Origin of the sequence: Streptomyces pimonensis (genome assembly GCF_041380215.1) — a bacterium.
GTDB lineage: Bacteria > Actinomycetota > Actinomycetes > Streptomycetales > Streptomycetaceae > Streptomyces > Streptomyces pimonensis.
In genome coordinates, this window is record NZ_JAHWZY010000001.1 from 371,233 (window position 1) to 387,325 (window position 16,093).

12 protein-coding genes, 1 pseudogene and 1 riboswitch are annotated in these 16,093 nt (G+C 72.8%); of the genes and pseudogenes, 5 read left to right on the forward strand and 8 right to left on the reverse strand.

From position 1 onward, the window contains the following. Positions 1-4 precede the first annotated feature (4 nt). Entirely contained in the window at positions 5-241 is a 237-nt protein-coding gene (locus KYY02_RS01855; protein WP_371235576.1) for a hypothetical protein, read from the reverse strand. After that, positions 228-1,586 carry a PspC domain-containing protein gene (locus KYY02_RS01860; protein WP_371235577.1) on the reverse strand — a complete coding sequence of 453 codons (1,359 nt, stop codon included), beginning with the start codon at positions 1,584-1,586 and terminating at the stop codon, positions 228-230. Before KYY02_RS01860 ends, KYY02_RS01855 begins: the two co-directional genes overlap by 14 nt. 179 nt (positions 1,587-1,765) lie before the next feature. Here KYY02_RS01860 and KYY02_RS01865 point away from each other — a divergent pair, with 179 nt between their 5' ends. Together KYY02_RS01865 and KYY02_RS01870 are read left to right on the forward strand one after the other, a co-directional pair. Next, positions 1,766-3,058, forward strand: a complete 1,293-nt coding sequence (locus KYY02_RS01865) for an ATP-binding protein (RefSeq protein ID WP_371235578.1) — start codon at positions 1,766-1,768, stop codon at positions 3,056-3,058. After that, entirely contained in the window at positions 3,055-3,768 is a 714-nt protein-coding gene (locus tag KYY02_RS01870) for a LuxR C-terminal-related transcriptional regulator (protein ID WP_371235579.1), read from the forward strand. The genes KYY02_RS01865 and KYY02_RS01870 overlap by 4 nt, the downstream gene beginning before the upstream one ends. Before the next feature lie 14 nt (positions 3,769-3,782). Here KYY02_RS01870 and KYY02_RS01875 read toward each other — a convergent pair. Further along, positions 3,783-3,973, reverse strand: a pseudogene (locus KYY02_RS01875) (C40 family peptidase); the annotation flags it as partial. A 385-nt stretch (positions 3,974-4,358) separates the two neighbouring features. On the opposite strand from KYY02_RS01875, the gene KYY02_RS01880 reads away from it, so the two are divergent. Next, positions 4,359-4,712 (forward strand): hypothetical protein, encoded by a 354-nt coding sequence (locus tag KYY02_RS01880; protein WP_371235580.1) that lies wholly within the window; start codon positions 4,359-4,361, stop codon positions 4,710-4,712. Positions 4,713-5,017: 305 nt separating this feature from the next. On the opposite strand, the gene KYY02_RS01885 is transcribed toward KYY02_RS01880, so the two are convergent. After that, on the reverse strand, positions 5,018-6,193 hold the full coding sequence (locus KYY02_RS01885; protein ID WP_371235581.1) for a C40 family peptidase: 1,176 nt from the start codon (positions 6,191-6,193) through the stop codon (positions 5,018-5,020). 8 nt (positions 6,194-6,201) lie between these two features. After that, positions 6,202-6,374: riboswitch (cyclic di-AMP (ydaO/yuaA leader) on the reverse strand. Positions 6,375-6,614: 240 nt separating this feature from the next. Between KYY02_RS01885 and pcrA the strand changes: the two genes are divergently transcribed. Next, positions 6,615-9,092: a DNA helicase PcrA gene (pcrA, locus tag KYY02_RS01890; RefSeq protein WP_371235582.1), complete on the forward strand. Its 2,478-nt coding sequence runs from the start codon at positions 6,615-6,617 to the stop codon at positions 9,090-9,092. Positions 9,093-9,123: 31 nt separating this feature from the next. Here pcrA and KYY02_RS01895 read toward each other — a convergent pair whose 3' ends face one another. Together KYY02_RS01895 and KYY02_RS01900 are read right to left on the reverse strand one after the other, a co-directional pair. After that, entirely contained in the window at positions 9,124-10,590 is a 1,467-nt protein-coding gene (locus tag KYY02_RS01895) for a M23 family metallopeptidase (RefSeq protein WP_371235713.1), read from the reverse strand. A gap of 380 nt (positions 10,591-10,970) precedes the next feature. Further along, complete coding sequence (locus tag KYY02_RS01900; protein WP_371235583.1) at positions 10,971-11,837, reverse strand: esterase/lipase family protein; 867 nt, start codon at positions 11,835-11,837, stop codon at positions 10,971-10,973. Positions 11,838-12,250: 413 nt separating this feature from the next. Between KYY02_RS01900 and icmB the strand changes: the two genes are divergently transcribed. Next, positions 12,251-12,667 (forward strand): coenzyme B12-dependent isobutyryl CoA mutase small subunit, encoded by a 417-nt coding sequence (icmB, locus tag KYY02_RS01905; RefSeq protein WP_371235714.1) that lies wholly within the window; start codon positions 12,251-12,253, stop codon positions 12,665-12,667. 278 nt (positions 12,668-12,945) lie between these two features. On the opposite strand, the gene KYY02_RS01910 is transcribed toward icmB, so the two are convergent. Beyond that, a complete protein-coding gene (locus KYY02_RS01910; protein WP_371235584.1) occupies positions 12,946-14,574 on the reverse strand; it encodes a DUF5691 domain-containing protein in 1,629 nt (542 codons plus the stop codon). A 112-nt stretch (positions 14,575-14,686) separates the two neighbouring features. After that, entirely contained in the window at positions 14,687-16,039 is a 1,353-nt protein-coding gene (locus KYY02_RS01915) for an SWIM zinc finger family protein (protein WP_371235585.1), read from the reverse strand. Between the last annotated feature and the right edge of the window lie 54 nt (positions 16,040-16,093).

Sequence of the window (16,093 nt, forward strand, 5' to 3'; positions counted from 1 at the left end):
CCGCTCAGGGTGTTGTCCCCGCGTCGGTCCTCCGGGGGCCCGGTCTGTCCCGGCGGCGGCGTACGAGGCCGGTCAGGGAGCCCACCGCACCGGCCAGGCAGAGCCCGCCGGTGACCACGGGGATCGCCACGAACCACGGAGCCTCCCAGGCACCGCTCGCGTCACCGGCGTAGATCACCGCGGCGAGGGTGAGGAAGGCGCCGGCCACCAGCCTGCCGGGCTGGAACTCATGACGCAGCACGGCTCACCTCCGCCTGTCCCGCGCCGACCTGGAGATCGAGGTCGAGCGTGCCCGCCCCCTCGGCGCCGGCCGGCGGCTCCAGGGTCACCTCCTTGTGTTTGCCCGGTGCCACGTCCACGTCCTTCTGCCTGTCGCCCGGCAACTGGATGTCGCCCACTCCCACATCGACACTCAGCCTCACGGTCACGTCCCTGGGCACGATCACGTGGATCCGGCCCAGGCCGACATCGGCCCGCGTCGAGACGGTGCGGTCCTCGGGGATACGTATTGCGGACAGGTCCAGTTCGCCCTCGCCGGCTCCCAGGTCGTAGGCCGGGCGTATCTGCGCGACCGAAGTGGGCTCCCAGGTCGTGCGCGTCCAGTCGGTGCCGATGTCCTTGGGCAGGGCGGCCGTGCCGGCGAGCAGGCCCGCCGTGACGACCGCCAGGACGATCGATCCCGCCCCGGTACGGCCGAGGAACGCGCTGACGGCCACGCCGACGCCGAAGACGGCGAGCGCGCAGGCGAGACCGGTCTGCAGGCTGGTGCCGAGGGGGTGCGCCTCCCACGTCAGTCCGGTGCCGAGACCACCGGCGAGCAGGGCGAGCAGGAGGATCCAGCTGCCGGTCCCGCGGGGGCCGCGTGGCTTGGGCGGCCGGTGGAGCGGCGCGTACGCGATGTCGCGGATGCCGGTGCGGGGGGCGAGGCCGACGTCGACGGCGGAGGCGATGTCCATGTCGCGGGAGTCCCGGGGACCCCACAGATAGCCCGTCCCACCGACGTGTGTGCCGTCCTTGACGATCGGATCACGCCACCACGACGGGAAGGCGGAGGGGACCGGTGGCGCCTGGGGCTCCGGTGGGGCGTCGGCCACGGCCTGGGCGGCGATGTGGTCGGGGCTGGGCGCGCCGCGCCGCCGCGACCAGTACCCGGCGCCGGCGAGCAGCAGGGACAGTATGACGGCGAAGCTCAGCACTCCGTCGTTGCTCAGCATGGTGAGGAAGACGCCGCAACCCACCAGCGCGAACAGCACGGCCGTCAGGGTGTGGCCGTCGACCCGGCCGGTCAGCAGCCGGCGGATCTCGTTCTCGTCCTCGTCCTCGTACGGGGCGAAGAGCCAGGCGAAGCCGTAGAAGATGAGGCCGACGCCGCCGGTGGCGGACAGGACCGCGAGCGTGATCCGGAAGATCACCGGGTCCATGTCGCACTGCCGGCCGAGCCCCGCGCACACCCCGCCGAGCAGCTGGTGCCGACGGTCGCGCCGGAAGCGTCCGCTCTCGCCGGCCGGCTCCGGCGGCGGGGCGGTCGCTCCCTCCGGGGCGGAGACGGGTCCCGGACCCGTCGCGGCGTGCTGGTGATCGGTCATGGGTCCATGGTGACGGGCGAGCCGCCGCGGCGGCAGTCGGTACGACCCTGGCCGGACCCTGATATCGGTCCCCGAGGGGTGCCGGGGGAGCGTTCGACGGTCCCGGTCCGTGGAGATCAGGGGAGTCTCCGGGGCCGACCCTGATGTTCCGGTACTTCGGCCGTGTGACCATCGTTGGCATGTCGGAAGCCGCAGCAGCGCCAGTGGCCGAGCCGCGGCCGCCGCGCAAGCTCTACCGCAGCAGTGACGGACGCTGGCTGGGTGGTGCGGCGCGGGGGCTCGCCGGGCACCTCGGGCTGCCCGTGTTCTGGGTACGTCTCGTCTTCGTCGGCCTGTTCATGGCCGACGGTCTCGGCGCGCTGCTGTACGCCGCGTTCTGGTTCTTCGTGCCCCTGGGCGTCGGCGGTGTGGACGTACAGAGGCCGCCCTCGCTGGTGGCGACGGAGACCTCGCCGGACGGCCGGCGCAGACTCGTCACCCGCAGACCGGACAAGGGGCAGATCGTCGCCCTGCTCCTCATGGTCGTCGTGGCCATGATCTTCGTGGGCAAGGTGGACCTGAGCAACGGCACCAGGGCCTACCTCTGGCCGACCGTGCTGGTCGGCGCGGGCGTCGCCCTGGTCTGGCGGCAGGCGGACAACGCCCGCCGGGCCCGCTGGATGGAAGTCGGCCGCCGACGGCGCACGGTCACGCTGCTGCGGGCCGTGGCCGGTGTGCTCCTGGTGACGGCGGGTGCCTCGGGCATCTTCGTCCTGCGGGGTTCTGGCAGCCACCTGGGCTCGGTGCTCCAGGCGGCCCTCGCGGTCCTCGTGGGCATCGCCCTCCTCGCCGGCCCTTATCTCGTGCGCATGACGCAGGACCTCTCCGAGGAGCGCCTGATGCGCATCAGGGCCCAGGAACGCGCGGAGGTCGCCGCCCACGTCCACGACTCGGTGCTGCACACCCTCACCCTGATCCAGCGCAACGCGGACGACGCGGGCGAGGTGCGACGTCTGGCCCGGGCCCAGGAGCGCGACCTGCGTGCCTGGCTCTACAAGCCGGAGGGCAACGGAAAGGACGAGGACGACGAACCCACCACGCTCGCCGAGGCGGTGAAGCGCAATGCCGCCGAGGTGGAGGACAAGCACGGCGTCCCCCTCGAGGTGGTGGTCGTCGGCGACTGCCCGCTCGACGACAGAATCAGCGCACAGATGCAGGCCGCGCGTGAAGCGATGGTCAATGCCGCCAAGTACGGTGGCGAGGGAGGTGCGGTGCAGGTCTACGCCGAGGTCGAGGGGAGGACGGTCTTCGTGTCCGTCCGGGACCGCGGCCCCGGCTTCGACCTGGACTCGATACCCGCCGACCGCATGGGCGTCAGGGAATCGATCATCGGCCGCATGGAGCGCAACGGCGGCACGGCGCGGCTGCGCGCGGTGCCGGACGGCGGCACGGAGGTCGAGCTGGAGATGGAGAGGGCGGAGAAGACGTCATGAGCGAGCCGACCGAGGCGAACGGAACGACGGGAGCGGCGGAGGGTGCCGGGCGTCATGTGCGTGTTGTCCTCGTCGACGACCACCGCATGTTCCGCACGGGTGTCCAGGCGGAGATAGGACAGACCGCGCAGACGGGCGTCGAGGTGGTCGGCGAGGCCGCCGACGTCGACCAGGCGGTCACGGTCATCACCGCGACCCGGCCCGAGGTGGTCCTGCTCGACGTGCACCTGCCCGGTGGCGGCGGCGTCGAAGTGCTGCGCCGTTGCGCCCCGTTGATGGGCGACGCCGAGCAGCCGGTCCGTTTCCTCGCCCTGTCCGTGTCGGACGCGGCGGAGGACGTGATCGGGGTGATCCGGGGCGGTGCGCGGGGATACGTGACCAAGACGATCACCGGGACCGACCTGGTCGACTCGATCTTCCGGGTCCAGGAGGGGGACGCGGTCTTCTCGCCGCGGCTGGCCGGCTTCGTCCTGGACGCCTTCGCCTCGACCGACGCCCCGCCGGCCGACGAGGACCTCGACCGCCTCACCCAGCGCGAGCGGGAGGTCCTGCGGCTGATCGCCCGCGGTTACGCCTACAAGGAGATCGCCAAGCAGCTGTTCATCTCGGTGAAGACGGTCGAGTCCCATGTCTCGGCGGTCCTGCGCAAGCTCCAGCTGTCCAACCGCCACGAACTGACCCGCTGGGCGACGGCTCGGCGCCTGGTCTGAGCAGGTCCTCGGACCATGCGCGTGGCGCCCGCGAAGGACGTCTCGTCGATGGGGCCACGCGGACCGGGGCCGAGGGGTTCAGGGAGTGGATCATGCGGCCGTCGCCGGCGTGGACGCCGACGTGGCTGATGCCGGAGCAGAAGAAGGCCAGGTCACCGGGGCGGAGTTCGGAGCGGGGGATGCGGCGGCCGGTGTCGATGCGCGCTGTCGGGTCCTGCGGTGCGCTGCCACCCGGACGCCCGTCCTTCCCGGCGACCGCGCGGAGCGGGCCGCCGTCCCGCGGCCCGGCGGCGGAGGCACGGGGGGAAGCCGTCCGCCGCCGGACCTTCTCGGCGGTGGTGCCCGGATGTCGTCCCTGTACCGGACGGCGGTGGAGAGCCGGTCACCCGGGAAGGACCCTAGGCCCGGCCGCGCGGGCCCGGTAACGGGTTGTGCGGAAGTGGCGTGAGCGGACCGTCGGGTGACCGCAAGTGACAGGAACCCCGTCCTGGCTTCACCGTCTTCACTCAGGGTGGTGACCGATGCGGCGAAGGGGGGACGGACGAGGGTGCCGGAGTGCTACGAAGTGGCTGTGGCTAGGCTCCGGCCCCATGGACGTACTCATCCACCTCTTCGTCGGTCTGCACATCATCGGTATCGCGTCGCTCCTCGGCGGCTTCCTCACCCAGATGAAGGCGATGGGCCAGGGCACCGCCCGCTTCGTCCCCGCGATGCTGCACGGTGCGCTGACGATGCTGGTCACCGGTGTGGTCCTGGTCGGCCTCAACCAGGCCCAGGACTACTCCGTCGACAACATCAAGATCGGCGTGAAGCTGGCCCTGCTGATCGTGATCCTCGGCCTGGTCTACGTGAAGCGGGACGACGGGAAGGTGGACAAGGGCCTGTTCGGCCTGGTCGGCCTGCTGACCGTGGCGAACGTCTTCATCGCGGTGCTGTGGACCTGACCCCTTCCTCCACGGGGCCGGACGTGACCGTGGCCCGCGCGGCGGCGACCGCCGCCCACAACAGCCGCAGAGCGAACTCCGCCGCCGGCCCCGGCCGGGCGGCGCAGGCCGGCACGAGGCCGACCCGGGAGAGGATCCCGCGCCCCGCCGGGTGCAGGGCGACCGGCACGGTGCCGGTCGCCCTCACGGCGGCGCCGGCCGCCGGCGAACGCCGCGCCCACCAGGCGCGGAAAGGAGACGGGGGGACGGGGCCGGACATGCTCCGATGCCGGGAGAGCCCGCCGGGCTCCGTGCCCCCGGACAGGTCAGGCGGGGCGGACCACGCTGTGGACCGAGGACTCGCCGTCGTAGTAGACGGACTCCTCGCGGACGTACGTGCCGGGCTTCGGCGCGTGGATCATCATCCCGTTGCCGATGTAGAGGCCCACGTGGGTGATGTCGTCGTAGAAGAAGACCAGGTCACCGGGCCGGGCCTGGGAGACGGGGACCGTCGTGCCCGCGTCGACCTGGTCGTAGGTGGTGCGCGGGAGGGTGATGCCGGCGGCCTTCCAGGCGGCCTGGATGAGGCCGGAGCAGTCGTAGGAGCCGGGGCCGGTGGCGCCCCAGACGTACGGCTTGCCGATCTGCGCGCGGGCGAAGGCGAGGGCCCTCTCGGCCTTGGTGGCGTACGAGGAGTCCGTCGGCGTCGACGGTGAGGCGGCCGGGGCCGGGGCCGGGGCGCCCGACGTGCCGCCGTCCTGCCGGGCGGCGGTCCTCTCCTCGGCCTTCCGCTGCTCCGCCTGCTGCCGGGCGAGCTCGGCGGCCTTGCGGGCGGCCTCCTCCTGCTTCTCCTTCTCGATCGCCGCGAGCCGCGCCTTCTCCTCGGCGGTCAGCTTCGCCATCAGTTCACGCGCGTCGGTGAGCTTCTTCTGGACGGTGGCCTTGGCCGTCTTCAGATCGCCCTGGGCCTCGGTGAGCGTTCGGAGGCTCTCGGTGGCCTCCCGGCGCTTCTTCATCGTCTCGGACTGCTGGGCGACGTAGTCGTCGACCGCTTTCTTCTGGCGGCCGGTGATCCGGTCCAGCACCTGACGCTGGTCGAAGACGTCCTGCGGCGTGTGTGCGAGCAGGAAGGTCGCGGTGTCGGGAATACCGGAGCCGGTCCGGTACTGGGCGGCGGCGAAGGAGCCCAGCTCCTCCCGCGCGTCGTTGAGCTTCTGGGTGCGCTTGGCCACGTCGTCGAGGAGCGTGTCGACCTGCTTGCGCTGCTTCGCGGTCCGCTCCTTGGCCGCGTTGTACTTCTCGGTCGCCGACTCCGCCTGGCGGTAGAGGTCGTCGACCTTCTTCTCGACCTCCTCCAGGCTGGGCCTGCCGTCGTCGGAGGGGGCGGCGGTGGCCGTCTGGGAGAGCAGGGCCACGGAGGCCAGGGCGGCCGTGGCGAGGGCCGGGGGCCGGATGCCTGCCACGCGGATGCCGGGGGTGCGCGACTTGCGGTGCGACGCCAAGGGAGGCGACTCCTTCCCACGCTCCGCCTACCGGGTTAGCTGTCGGGTTCGGGCGGGTGCTTGGAAGGGTTGCCCTACGGCCGCTCCGCGAGGGAGTGGGCCGATTCACCCCGTGATCTCGGTGGGTCCCCGGCTCCGGCTGCCGCGCGAGGGGCAGGGACGGACTCGGCGGAGGCCGCGCGGCCCGGCGAGGTTCGCCGGTGGGGGTCGTGCGGCCCGCCCGCACCGTAGCCAACCGGTGTGGCCCCTGTGAAGGTTGATGGGTGATATGCCCGATACATTTTCGTGACCTCGCGCGCGGGGTGACTCAGGGTGAGACGGTGTTCCTGGAGGGTGAGGGACCCGTTCAGGCCGCCGGAAGCCGGGGATGTTCCCGGGGTGGCCCCGGGTTGTCGGTGGAGCGCCCTAGACTCGGAGAGCGATGAGCAGCCTCTTTGACGACAGTTTCCTGGCGGACCTCCAGGCCCAGCGGGGCCCCGAGGGCGAGCCCCCGCCACCGCCCGAGGACGAGCACGTACCGGAGCCGATCCCGGACGACCTGTTCGGCGGGAAGTTCGACCTGCCGCCGGAACGGGACACCCACTACCGTGACGGCGCCCCGCGCCCAGTGATCGACGCCGCCGCGCTCCTCGAGGGGCTGAACGACAACCAGCGCGCCGCCGTCGTGCACTCCGGCTCCCCGCTGCTCATCGTGGCCGGCGCCGGTTCCGGCAAGACCCGCGTGCTCACCCACCGCATCGCCCACCTGCTGGCCGAGCGGCACGTCCATCCGGGCCAGATCCTCGCGATCACCTTCACCAACAAGGCCGCGGGCGAGATGAAGGAGCGCGTCGAGCAGCTCGTCGGCCCACGCGCGGGCGCCATGTGGGTCATGACGTTCCACAGCGCGTGCGTGCGCATCCTGCGTCGCGAGAGCAAGAAGCTCGGCTTCACGTCGTCGTTCTCGATCTACGACGCCGCCGACTCCAAGCGGCTGATGGCCCTGGTCTGCCGCGACCTGGACCTCGACCCCAAGCGCTTTCCGCCGAAGTCCTTCAGCGCCAGGATCAGCAACCTGAAGAACGAGCTGATCGACGAGGAGGACTTCGCCGCCCGGGCGGCCGACGGCTTCGAGAAGACCCTCGCCCAGGCCTACGCGCTCTACCAGTCCCGGCTGCGCGAGGCGAACGCGCTGGACTTCGACGACCTGATCATGACGACGGTCAATCTGCTCCGCGCCTTCCCGGACGTCGCCGAGCACTACCGCCGCCGGTTCCGGCACGTCATGGTCGACGAGTACCAGGACACCAACCATGCCCAGTACGCCCTGGTGCGCGAACTCGTCGGCACCTTTGAGCACCCCGCCGGCGTACCGTCCGAGGCCGAGGTCCCGCCCGCCGAACTGTGCGTGGTGGGTGACGCCGACCAGTCGATCTACGCCTTCCGCGGCGCGACGATCCGCAACATCCTCCAGTTCGAGGAGGACTACCCGGACGCGACCACGATCCTGCTGGAGCAGAACTACCGTTCCACCCAGACCATTCTGAGCGCGGCCAACGCCGTCATCGAGCGCAACGAGTCGCGGCGCCCCAAGAACCTGTGGACCAACGCCGGCACGGGCGCGCGGATCACCGGGTACGTCGCGGACACCGAGCACGACGAGGCCCAGTTCGTCGCCGACGAGATAGACCGCCTCACCGACGCGGGCGAGGCGAAGGCGGGCGACGTCGCCGTCTTCTACCGCACCAACGCCCAGTCCCGTGTCTTCGAGGAGGTCTTCATCCGCGTCGGCCTGCCCTACAAGGTCGTCGGCGGCGTCCGCTTCTACGAGCGCAAGGAGGTCCGGGACGTCCTGGCCTACCTGCGGGTGCTCGCCAACCCCGAGGACTCGGTGCCGCTGCGCCGCATCCTCAACGTACCCAAGCGGGGCATCGGCGACCGCGCGGAGGCGATGATCGACGCCCTCGCCCAGCGCGAGAAGATCAGTTTCCCGCAGGCGCTGAAGCGCGTCGACGAGGCGTACGGCATGGCCGCGCGGTCGTCGAACGCCGTGAAGCGGTTCAACACGCTCATGGAGGACCTTCGTACGGTCGTCGAGTCCGGCGCGGGCCCGGCCACGGTCCTGGAGGCGATCTTCGAACGCACCGGCTATCTGGCCGAGCTGCAGGCCTCCACCGACCCGCAGGACGAGACCCGGATCGAGAACCTCCAGGAGCTCGCCGCCGTCGCCCTGGAGTTCGAGCAGGAGCGCGGTGAGGGCGAGGCGGTCACGCTGTCCGACTTCCTGGAGCAGGTCGCCCTGGTCGCCGACTCCGACCAGATCCCCGACGAGGAGGACGGCTCCGGCGTCATCACCCTGATGACCCTGCACACCGCCAAGGGCCTGGAGTTCCCGGTCGTCTTCCTCACCGGCATGGAGGACGGCGTCTTCCCGCACATGCGCGCCCTCGGCCAGACCAAGGAGCTGGAGGAGGAGCGGCGCCTGGCGTACGTCGGCATCACGCGCGCGCGTGAGCGGCTGTACCTGACCCGGTCGACGCTGCGCAGCGCGTGGGGTCAGCCGTCCTACAACCCGCCCTCGCGGTTCCTGGAGGAGATCCCGGCCGCCCATCTGGAGTGGAAGCGGACGGGGGCGAGCGCGCCCGTGTCCTCCGGTCCGGCGTCGGGAGTGGCGGCGTCGCTGTCGTCGTCCCGTTCCCGTTCGTCGGCGTCGGGCGCCTCCGGTTTCGCCACCCGGCGGACCGCGGAGAAGCCCGTGGTGGCGCTGGCGGTCGGGGACCGGGTCACCCACGACCAGTTCGGCCTCGGCACCGTGGTCGCGGTGAAGGGCACGGGCGCGAACACGGAGGCGACGATCGACTTCGGGGACACCAAGCCCAAGCGGCTGCTGCTGCGGTACGCGCCGGTGGAGAAGCTGTAGCCGTCCGCCGGGACCCGTCGGGGGACGAACCCTACGACGGGTCCAGGCCGTGGCTGCGGAACCAGGCGAGCGGGTCGATCGCCGAGCCGCCGCCCGGGCGCACCTCGAAGTGCAGGTGCGGACCGGTCGAGTTGCCGGAGTTCCCGGAGAACGCGATCGGGTCGCCGGCCTTCACGGTCGTACCGGAGGCGACCTGGTAGCTGGAGAGGTGGCAGTACCACGTCTCCGTGCCGTCCTTCGCCGTCACGATCATCATGTTGCCGTAGGCGGAGTTGTACTGGGTGCGCACCGTGCCGTCGGTCGCGGCCATCACCGTCGCGCCGTACGAGACGGGGAAGTCGATACCGGAGTGGACGGACATCCAGTTGATGCCGGACTGGCCGTAGTAGGCGCTGAGACCGTGCTGTACGACCGGGAGCGCGAACTTCGGCCGCAGCCGCTCCTTGCGGGCCGCCTCCTCGGCGGCCTCCCTGCGCTCGGCCGCCTGCTGCGCCTCGAGGTCGATGCGCTCCTGGGTGCGGCTGGCCCGGTCGGCGAAGTCGTCGGCGCCGGCGGCGACGCTCTCCACCTGGGTGTCCAGCTTGTTGTTGGCGGTGGAGGGTTTCACCGGCCGGGCGTCCGCCGCGGTCGTCGCCGTCTCCTGGCCGCCGCCGTCGGTCAGGCTGCCGACCGAGGCCGCGGCGATGCCGGCGACGCCCATCACGCACGCCGAGGGCACGGCCACCGTCAGCAGCGCGGAGCGCCTGGCGGGCGTACGGCGGCGGGAGCGGGACCCGGCGCGCGGGGCCGCGCGCGGCGTCGGGGCGGGAACGGTCTCCTCCTGCCCGTCGAGCAGGTGCACCGCGGGCAGCTCACCGGTGTCGGCCGGCTCGGCGGCGGCGGGGGCCCCGTAGGGTTCCTGGTCGAACGACTCGGTCCGGTGCTCGTAGGACTCGGCCTGCGGCTCGTAGGCGTCGGACGCGGGCGCCGGGGCGGCGTCACCGCCGTCGGAGTTCCACTGCGTGGCGTCGTAGGTGCCGCTGTCGAAGGTCTGCGTGCCCCAGTCCCACTGCTGGGTCCGGTCGGCGGGGTTCCCGGCCTGATCGGGCTGGAGCCACTCGCCGGAGTCCCACTGGCCGCTGGTCTCCGGCGAGCCGGCCTGCGGCGGGATCACCGCCAGCGGGTGATGGTCGGTGGTCCAGGCGGTCATGTCGTAGCCGCCGGTGTCGTACGCGGCCGGGTACAAAGCCGCGTAGCCGTCGTACTGCCCGGTGTCGTAACCGCCCGCGGGCCAGTGCACGGTCTCGTGCGCGCCCGTGTCGTGGCCGCCGGGGAGGTCGCCGAAGAGGGGGTCGGCGGCCAGGGCTCCGGTGGTGTGGTCACCGGTCCCGAAGTGAGTGGCGGTAAAACCGGTGGAGTCGTGCTCGCCGTACGTGGTGAGATCGCCGTACGGGGCTTCCTGCGTGCCGTACGACGCATGGGGCGCCGAGACGGCATCGGAAGCCGGAGCCGGGTCCATGGTCCCCGACGGGTGACGGTCGTTCACCAACTTCTCTTTCGCCTCGACAACAGGGGCTGCCAGAGCAGTGCGGCGACTGTACCCGGCGGTATGCGGGCACGACAATCTTCCACAGGTTTCGTGCGCGCAGGAAACGGGCAATCGGTTGTGTTTTGGCGGACGGCAGGCGCGGTCTTGGCTTTTTGTTCGAGACCTGTTCGAGGAATTGGGGAGGGTGGCGGCGGTAAGTGAGCCGTCGCTGACCGTTGTTGTTCGGGTCGCCGTCGATGGGGCGCGCGGTTCCGGTTGTCCCGGGGCGCGGGTGCCGGGCGTGTCGCGCCACCGCCGCGCGCCTCCCCGCGCGGCGGCGGGGCCCGGGGCGACCGGCCGTCAGGCCACTGTCAAGCCACCGTCAGGCCTTCCGGGCGGCCGGTGGACGGCTCTCCGGGATGCGCCGTGTCCAGGGCCTGCCGTATGCGGGTCGCCACGGTCGGGTGCACGGGCAGGGCGAGATGGCCCACGCCGCTCACCCGCACGTTCACCGACGTCAGGTCGGGGTGCTCGACGCACGCCGACTCCAGCGGGTCCATGATGTGGTCGAGGTCGCTCCAGAAGGCGACGAAGTGCGTACGGCAGCCCGGCGCGGGCCGGGCGAGCTCCTCGAGGACCGGTGAGCCGGGGCGCATCTGGCGCACGATGGGGTGCGCGTTGGCCAGCGGTGCGACGCGGGTTCCGGAGTGCGGGGTGCCGAGTGTGACGAGCGTCCGCACGCGGGCGTCACCGCCCAGTCGCTGCACGTAGTACCGCGCGATGAGCCCGCCGAGGCTGTGCCCGACCACATCGACCCGGTGACTGCCCGTGCGTTCGCACACCTGCTCTATGTGTCGGCCGAGCAGTTCGGCCGCGATGCGGATGTCGCAGGTCAGCGGCGAGTAGTTGAGCGACTCGACCTGCTGCCTGCCGTGCTGGGCGAGACTGCGGCGCAGCAGGACGAAGACCGACCGGTTGTCGATGAAGCCGTGGAGCAGCACCACCGGGGGCTTGGCCTCCGTCGGCAGCTGCGGGGTGCCGTCCTGGGCGGGCAGTGCGGGGGGCGTGCCCCGGCGCTCCTGGGCGATGCCGGCGGGATAGAGCAGGAGGTGGCCCGCCAGGATCGCCAGCTCCAGGGCGGTCGCCTTCAGCAGGGTCAGGGAGAGATCCGCCAGCCGGGTCGGCAGAAGACGCCGGCAGAGCGGCAGGAAGGGGAGAGCTGCCTCGGTGACCTTCATGGCCGACCTCCTGTCGGCACGCGGGAGGACAGCACTGTCCCCCGTATGCCCTCATGGGAGACCGCTACGAGAGCGGTCGACGGCCCGCGCGTGCGGTGCGTGGCGGGGGTGCGGTGACGCGGCGACCTCGGTGCGAATCCCTTGTACGCATGGTCCCACCGTTGTCCGAGTGGTGCACGGGTACGTGGTGCGTGGGTCCGGGAGGCCGGGAACGCTGCGCGGTGAACATGTTCCTCTGTGTGATTTGCCCCTCCCCGCGCACCGTGAAACTGCCGGTTGCGGGATGCTGGGGATAACGTTCGTTCACTTCCCCGGCCGGTTCGGGCCGGGGTGCCCGAGCGGTGTGCGGGGCATGACGGATGTGTGCGGTACTTGTCGGTACGGATGGATGTAGTCGCTTCATGGAGGCAGTGATGGGTGTGGCAGCCGGTCCGATCCGCGTGGTGGTGGCCAAGCCGGGGCTCGACGGTCACGATCGCGGGGCCAAGGTGATCGCGCGGGCGCTGCGCGACGCCGGTATGGAGGTGATCTACACCGGGCTTCACCAGACCCCCGAGCAGATCGTCGACACCGCGATCCAGGAGGACGCCGACGCGATCGGTCTGTCCATCCTCTCCGGGGCGCACAACACGCTCTTCGCGGCCGTCATCGAGCTGCTCCGGCAGCGGGACGCGGCGGACATCCTGGTCTTCGGCGGCGGGATCATCCCCGAGGCGGACATCGCTCCGCTGAAGGAGCAGGGTGTCGCGGAGATCTTCACCCCGGGTGCGACCACGGCGTCCATCGTGGACTGGGTGCGGGCGAACGTGCGGCAGCCGGCGGAGGCGTAGGCCCCGTTCGGGGTGCCTCGCGGGCGAGGGCCGGGCCCGCACCGCCGCTCCCGCGGGCAGCCGTGCCGCCGGGGCGACGGAGGTCGTCCCCCCGCTCGAGCGAAGTCGGGAGCGGGCGGACACGGCGGCACCTCGCAAGCGCCGGGCCGCGCGCCGGGCCCCCGTGCCGTACCGGTCCCGGGTCGGCAGGGCCGAGGTGCCGGCCGGAGCGCCGAGTCCGGTCCGGCGGCCTCGTACGACCGGTGCGGCATCGGTTCCGTTCGTCCGAAGGCGCCCGGTCAGGTGGCGGCCGGGGTCAGTTCGGTCAGCATGGCAGCGCGCAGGCGCAGCGTGGTGACCAGGCGCTGGAAGGCCTCCGACCAGTAGCCGCCGGCTCCGGGCGACGCGTCCTCCGGCTCGTCCGGCACCGCCAGGAGCGCGTCGAGACGGCCGGCCTCGGACGGGTCGAGGCAGCGTTCGGCCAGGCCCATGACTCCGCTGAAACTCCATGGATAACTCCCCGCGTCACGCGCGATGTCGAGCGCGTCGACCACCGCCCGTCCGACCGGTGCCGCCCAGGGCACGGCGCACACCCCGAGCAGTTGGAACGCCTCGGACAGGCCGTGCGTCTCGATGAACCCGGCCACCCACTCGGCCCGCTCGGCGGCGTCCAGCGTGCCGAGCAGCTTGGTGCGTTCGGCCAGGGACACCGCCCCCGGGCCGCCCGCCTCCGGCGCCGAGGGCTCCCCGAGCAGCGCCCGGGACCACGCCGCGTCGCGCTGCCGTACCGCCGCCCGGCACCAGGCCGCGTGCAGTTCGTCCTGCCAGTCGTCCGCCACCGGCAGTGCCACGATCTCCCGGGGCGTACGCCCGCCGAGCCGCCGCGACCAGCTGCCCAGGGGCGCCGCCTCCACGAGCTGACCGAGCCACCAGGACCGTTCGCCCCGGCCCGCCGGGGCCCTGGCCACCACGCCGTCGCGTTCCATGCCCGCGTCGCATGCGTGCGGCGCCTCGACGGTGAGCGTCGGCGTGTCCCGTGTGTGGTCGACGGCCACGCACGCCCCGGCCCGGACCGCCATGCGTTCCGCCAGCGCGGAGCCCGGCAGCGCCGACAACAGCTCCGCCGCCGTCGCCCGTACGTTGCGGCTGCGGTCGGCCAGGGCCTGCTCGAGGAAGGGCTCGTCGTCGGGGCCGAGTCCGGTGCGCAGCGAGTCCAGGAACATCAGGCGGTCCTCCGCCCGTTCCGTCGCCCAGCTCGCCGCGAGGAGCTCCCGCCCGGTGGCCGGCCTGCGGGAGCGCAGGGCGCCGAGGAGGGCGACCCGCTCGGCGAAGAGGCCCTCCTCCCAGAGCCGCCGTATGCCCTCGGTGTCGTGGAGGCCGGGCGTGGAGGTCCCGCCGCCCGGTGCGGAACGCAGGGCGAACCGCCATACGGGGTTGAACCGGGCCAGCCACAGGGCGCGCGGCCCCGCGAACCGCAGTGCCGCCGGACGCAGGTCGGTCCGTCCCCGTGCGGCGTCGAGCAGGGCGGGCAGCGCGGCGGGGGGCGCCGCGAACCCGCGGGCGTTCGCCGCCGCCAGCCACTGGGGCAGCAGCTCCATGAGGTCCGGGGCCGTGCTCCGGCGCCCACCGCCGGAGGCGCCGGGACGGTCCGCGAGCAGCATCGCGAGCCGGCGCGCGGCGGCGGGCGGCAGCGGGGGGCGCGGGTCCTCGGGGGCGGGCCGCGGACGCTCCGCGGCCCGCGTCGGCCGCAGTCCGGCGCGTCGCCTTACGGTCGCCACGGCCGCCGCGTCCAGCAGGGCCGACGGCGCGTCCGGTCCGGGTGCGGAGCCCGCCGGTGTGCGCCGGTCCGTGCCCAGCAGGGCGGTGGTCACCAGCTCCTCCCAGGAGTCCGGGAGGGGCGTGCCCACGGGGGTGGTCGTGCTGCTCATGAGCTTCCTTCCCGACGGGCGCCCCGGCACGGTCGCATACGCACACGCACCGGGTGTCCCGTGATGTCCGAAAGATTCCCGGGGCGGGCGGGGACCGGGGTGGGCGCGTCGTTCAGCACAGCGGCACCATCTCGCCGGCGCCCTCCGGCCATGCCGCCAATGGAGTGAATCCCTGGTGGCCGCACTCGCCGAAGACCCTGACCGGGGCGCCGCCCGACAGGGCGACCAGACGCCACAGCCCGGGGCGGGACCGCGCGGCCGGCGTGAGCGGCAGGGCCGCGTCCTCGTCGGCGTCGGCCAGCTGCCAGCCGTCCCCGTCCGGAGCCGGTGTCACCCGGTCCAGCGTCACCGGGACCGAGTCCAGCCAGGGGTCTTCGCACAGCGCCTCGCCGTAGCGGGCGACCGCCCGGGCCGTCGTCGTCCCCGGTGGCCGTACGTCCGCAGGTACGGGCGGCGCGAACCGCTCGCCCAGGGCCATCCGCGGCTGCCCCGTACCCGGATGTGCGGACAGCTCCGCGTCGAGGGCCAGCCCGACCGGCAGCGCGAGCTCCGGGGCGCGGCCCGCCGCACCGTAGGAGAGGAGCAGCGCCGTGCGCCCCGAGTCCGTGCCGTACAACCAGACGTGGCGGGTCGTCAGAAGGCTCTCCGCCGTGTCGTACCGGGCGAGGACCAACCAGCGGTCCCGTACCGCCGGGCCTTCCGCCGACACGGGCAGGCCGACACGGGAGCGGACGGTCGCGGCCAGGCCCTCCGGCAGCCGCTCCCGGCGCAGCCAGCCCCGGCCGAGGAGGTGGAGCAGCGCGCACTCCTCCAGCAGCCGCACCGGCCCGCCCGGCCCGGTGCCCGCGAACGCCCCCAGCCCCCGCACCCGGGCGGCCAGTCCCGGAGCCTGGGCGTCGACCATGCGGGCCGCGGTCTCCTCCCACAGCCCGTACCCCGGTTGCTCGGCCGCCGCCAGGCCGCCGCGGAGCAGATCCGCCAGGCGCTGCTCCAGCTCCACCGCGCCCGCCGTCACCCGCTCGGCCCGGCGTTCCGCCCTGCGCCGCGCCGCCTCCGGGCCGGCGGAACCCGAGGAACCCGAGGACCCCGCGGTCGGCTTCTGTTCGGCGTGCGCGCGCCGGCCCGCGATCCACTGCTCGGCCCACTCCGGTACCTCCCTCCGCGGCACCTTCCCGCCCCCGCCCGCCCAGAGCAGCAGCAGTCCGAGCGCGTGCTCGCACGGGGACTCACCGCTCGGGCAACTGCAGTGGTACGCGGGCCCGGAGGCGTCCGCGACGTCGACGACCGTCCGGTACGGAGTGCTCCCGCCGCCCTCGCACAGACCCCACACCGTCCCCTCGCCCGAACTGCCGGCCCCGGACCACGGACCGGCCGTACCGAGTCTGCTTCCCGCCGTGCGTGACGTGGAGCCGGGTGCCAGTGCCAGCACCTGGTCCGCGGTCCAGCGCACCCCTTGCTGAGTCATGCCGTCGAAACTAGATCCCGCCACTGACAATCGCCCCGACGGCTGCGTCCGTGC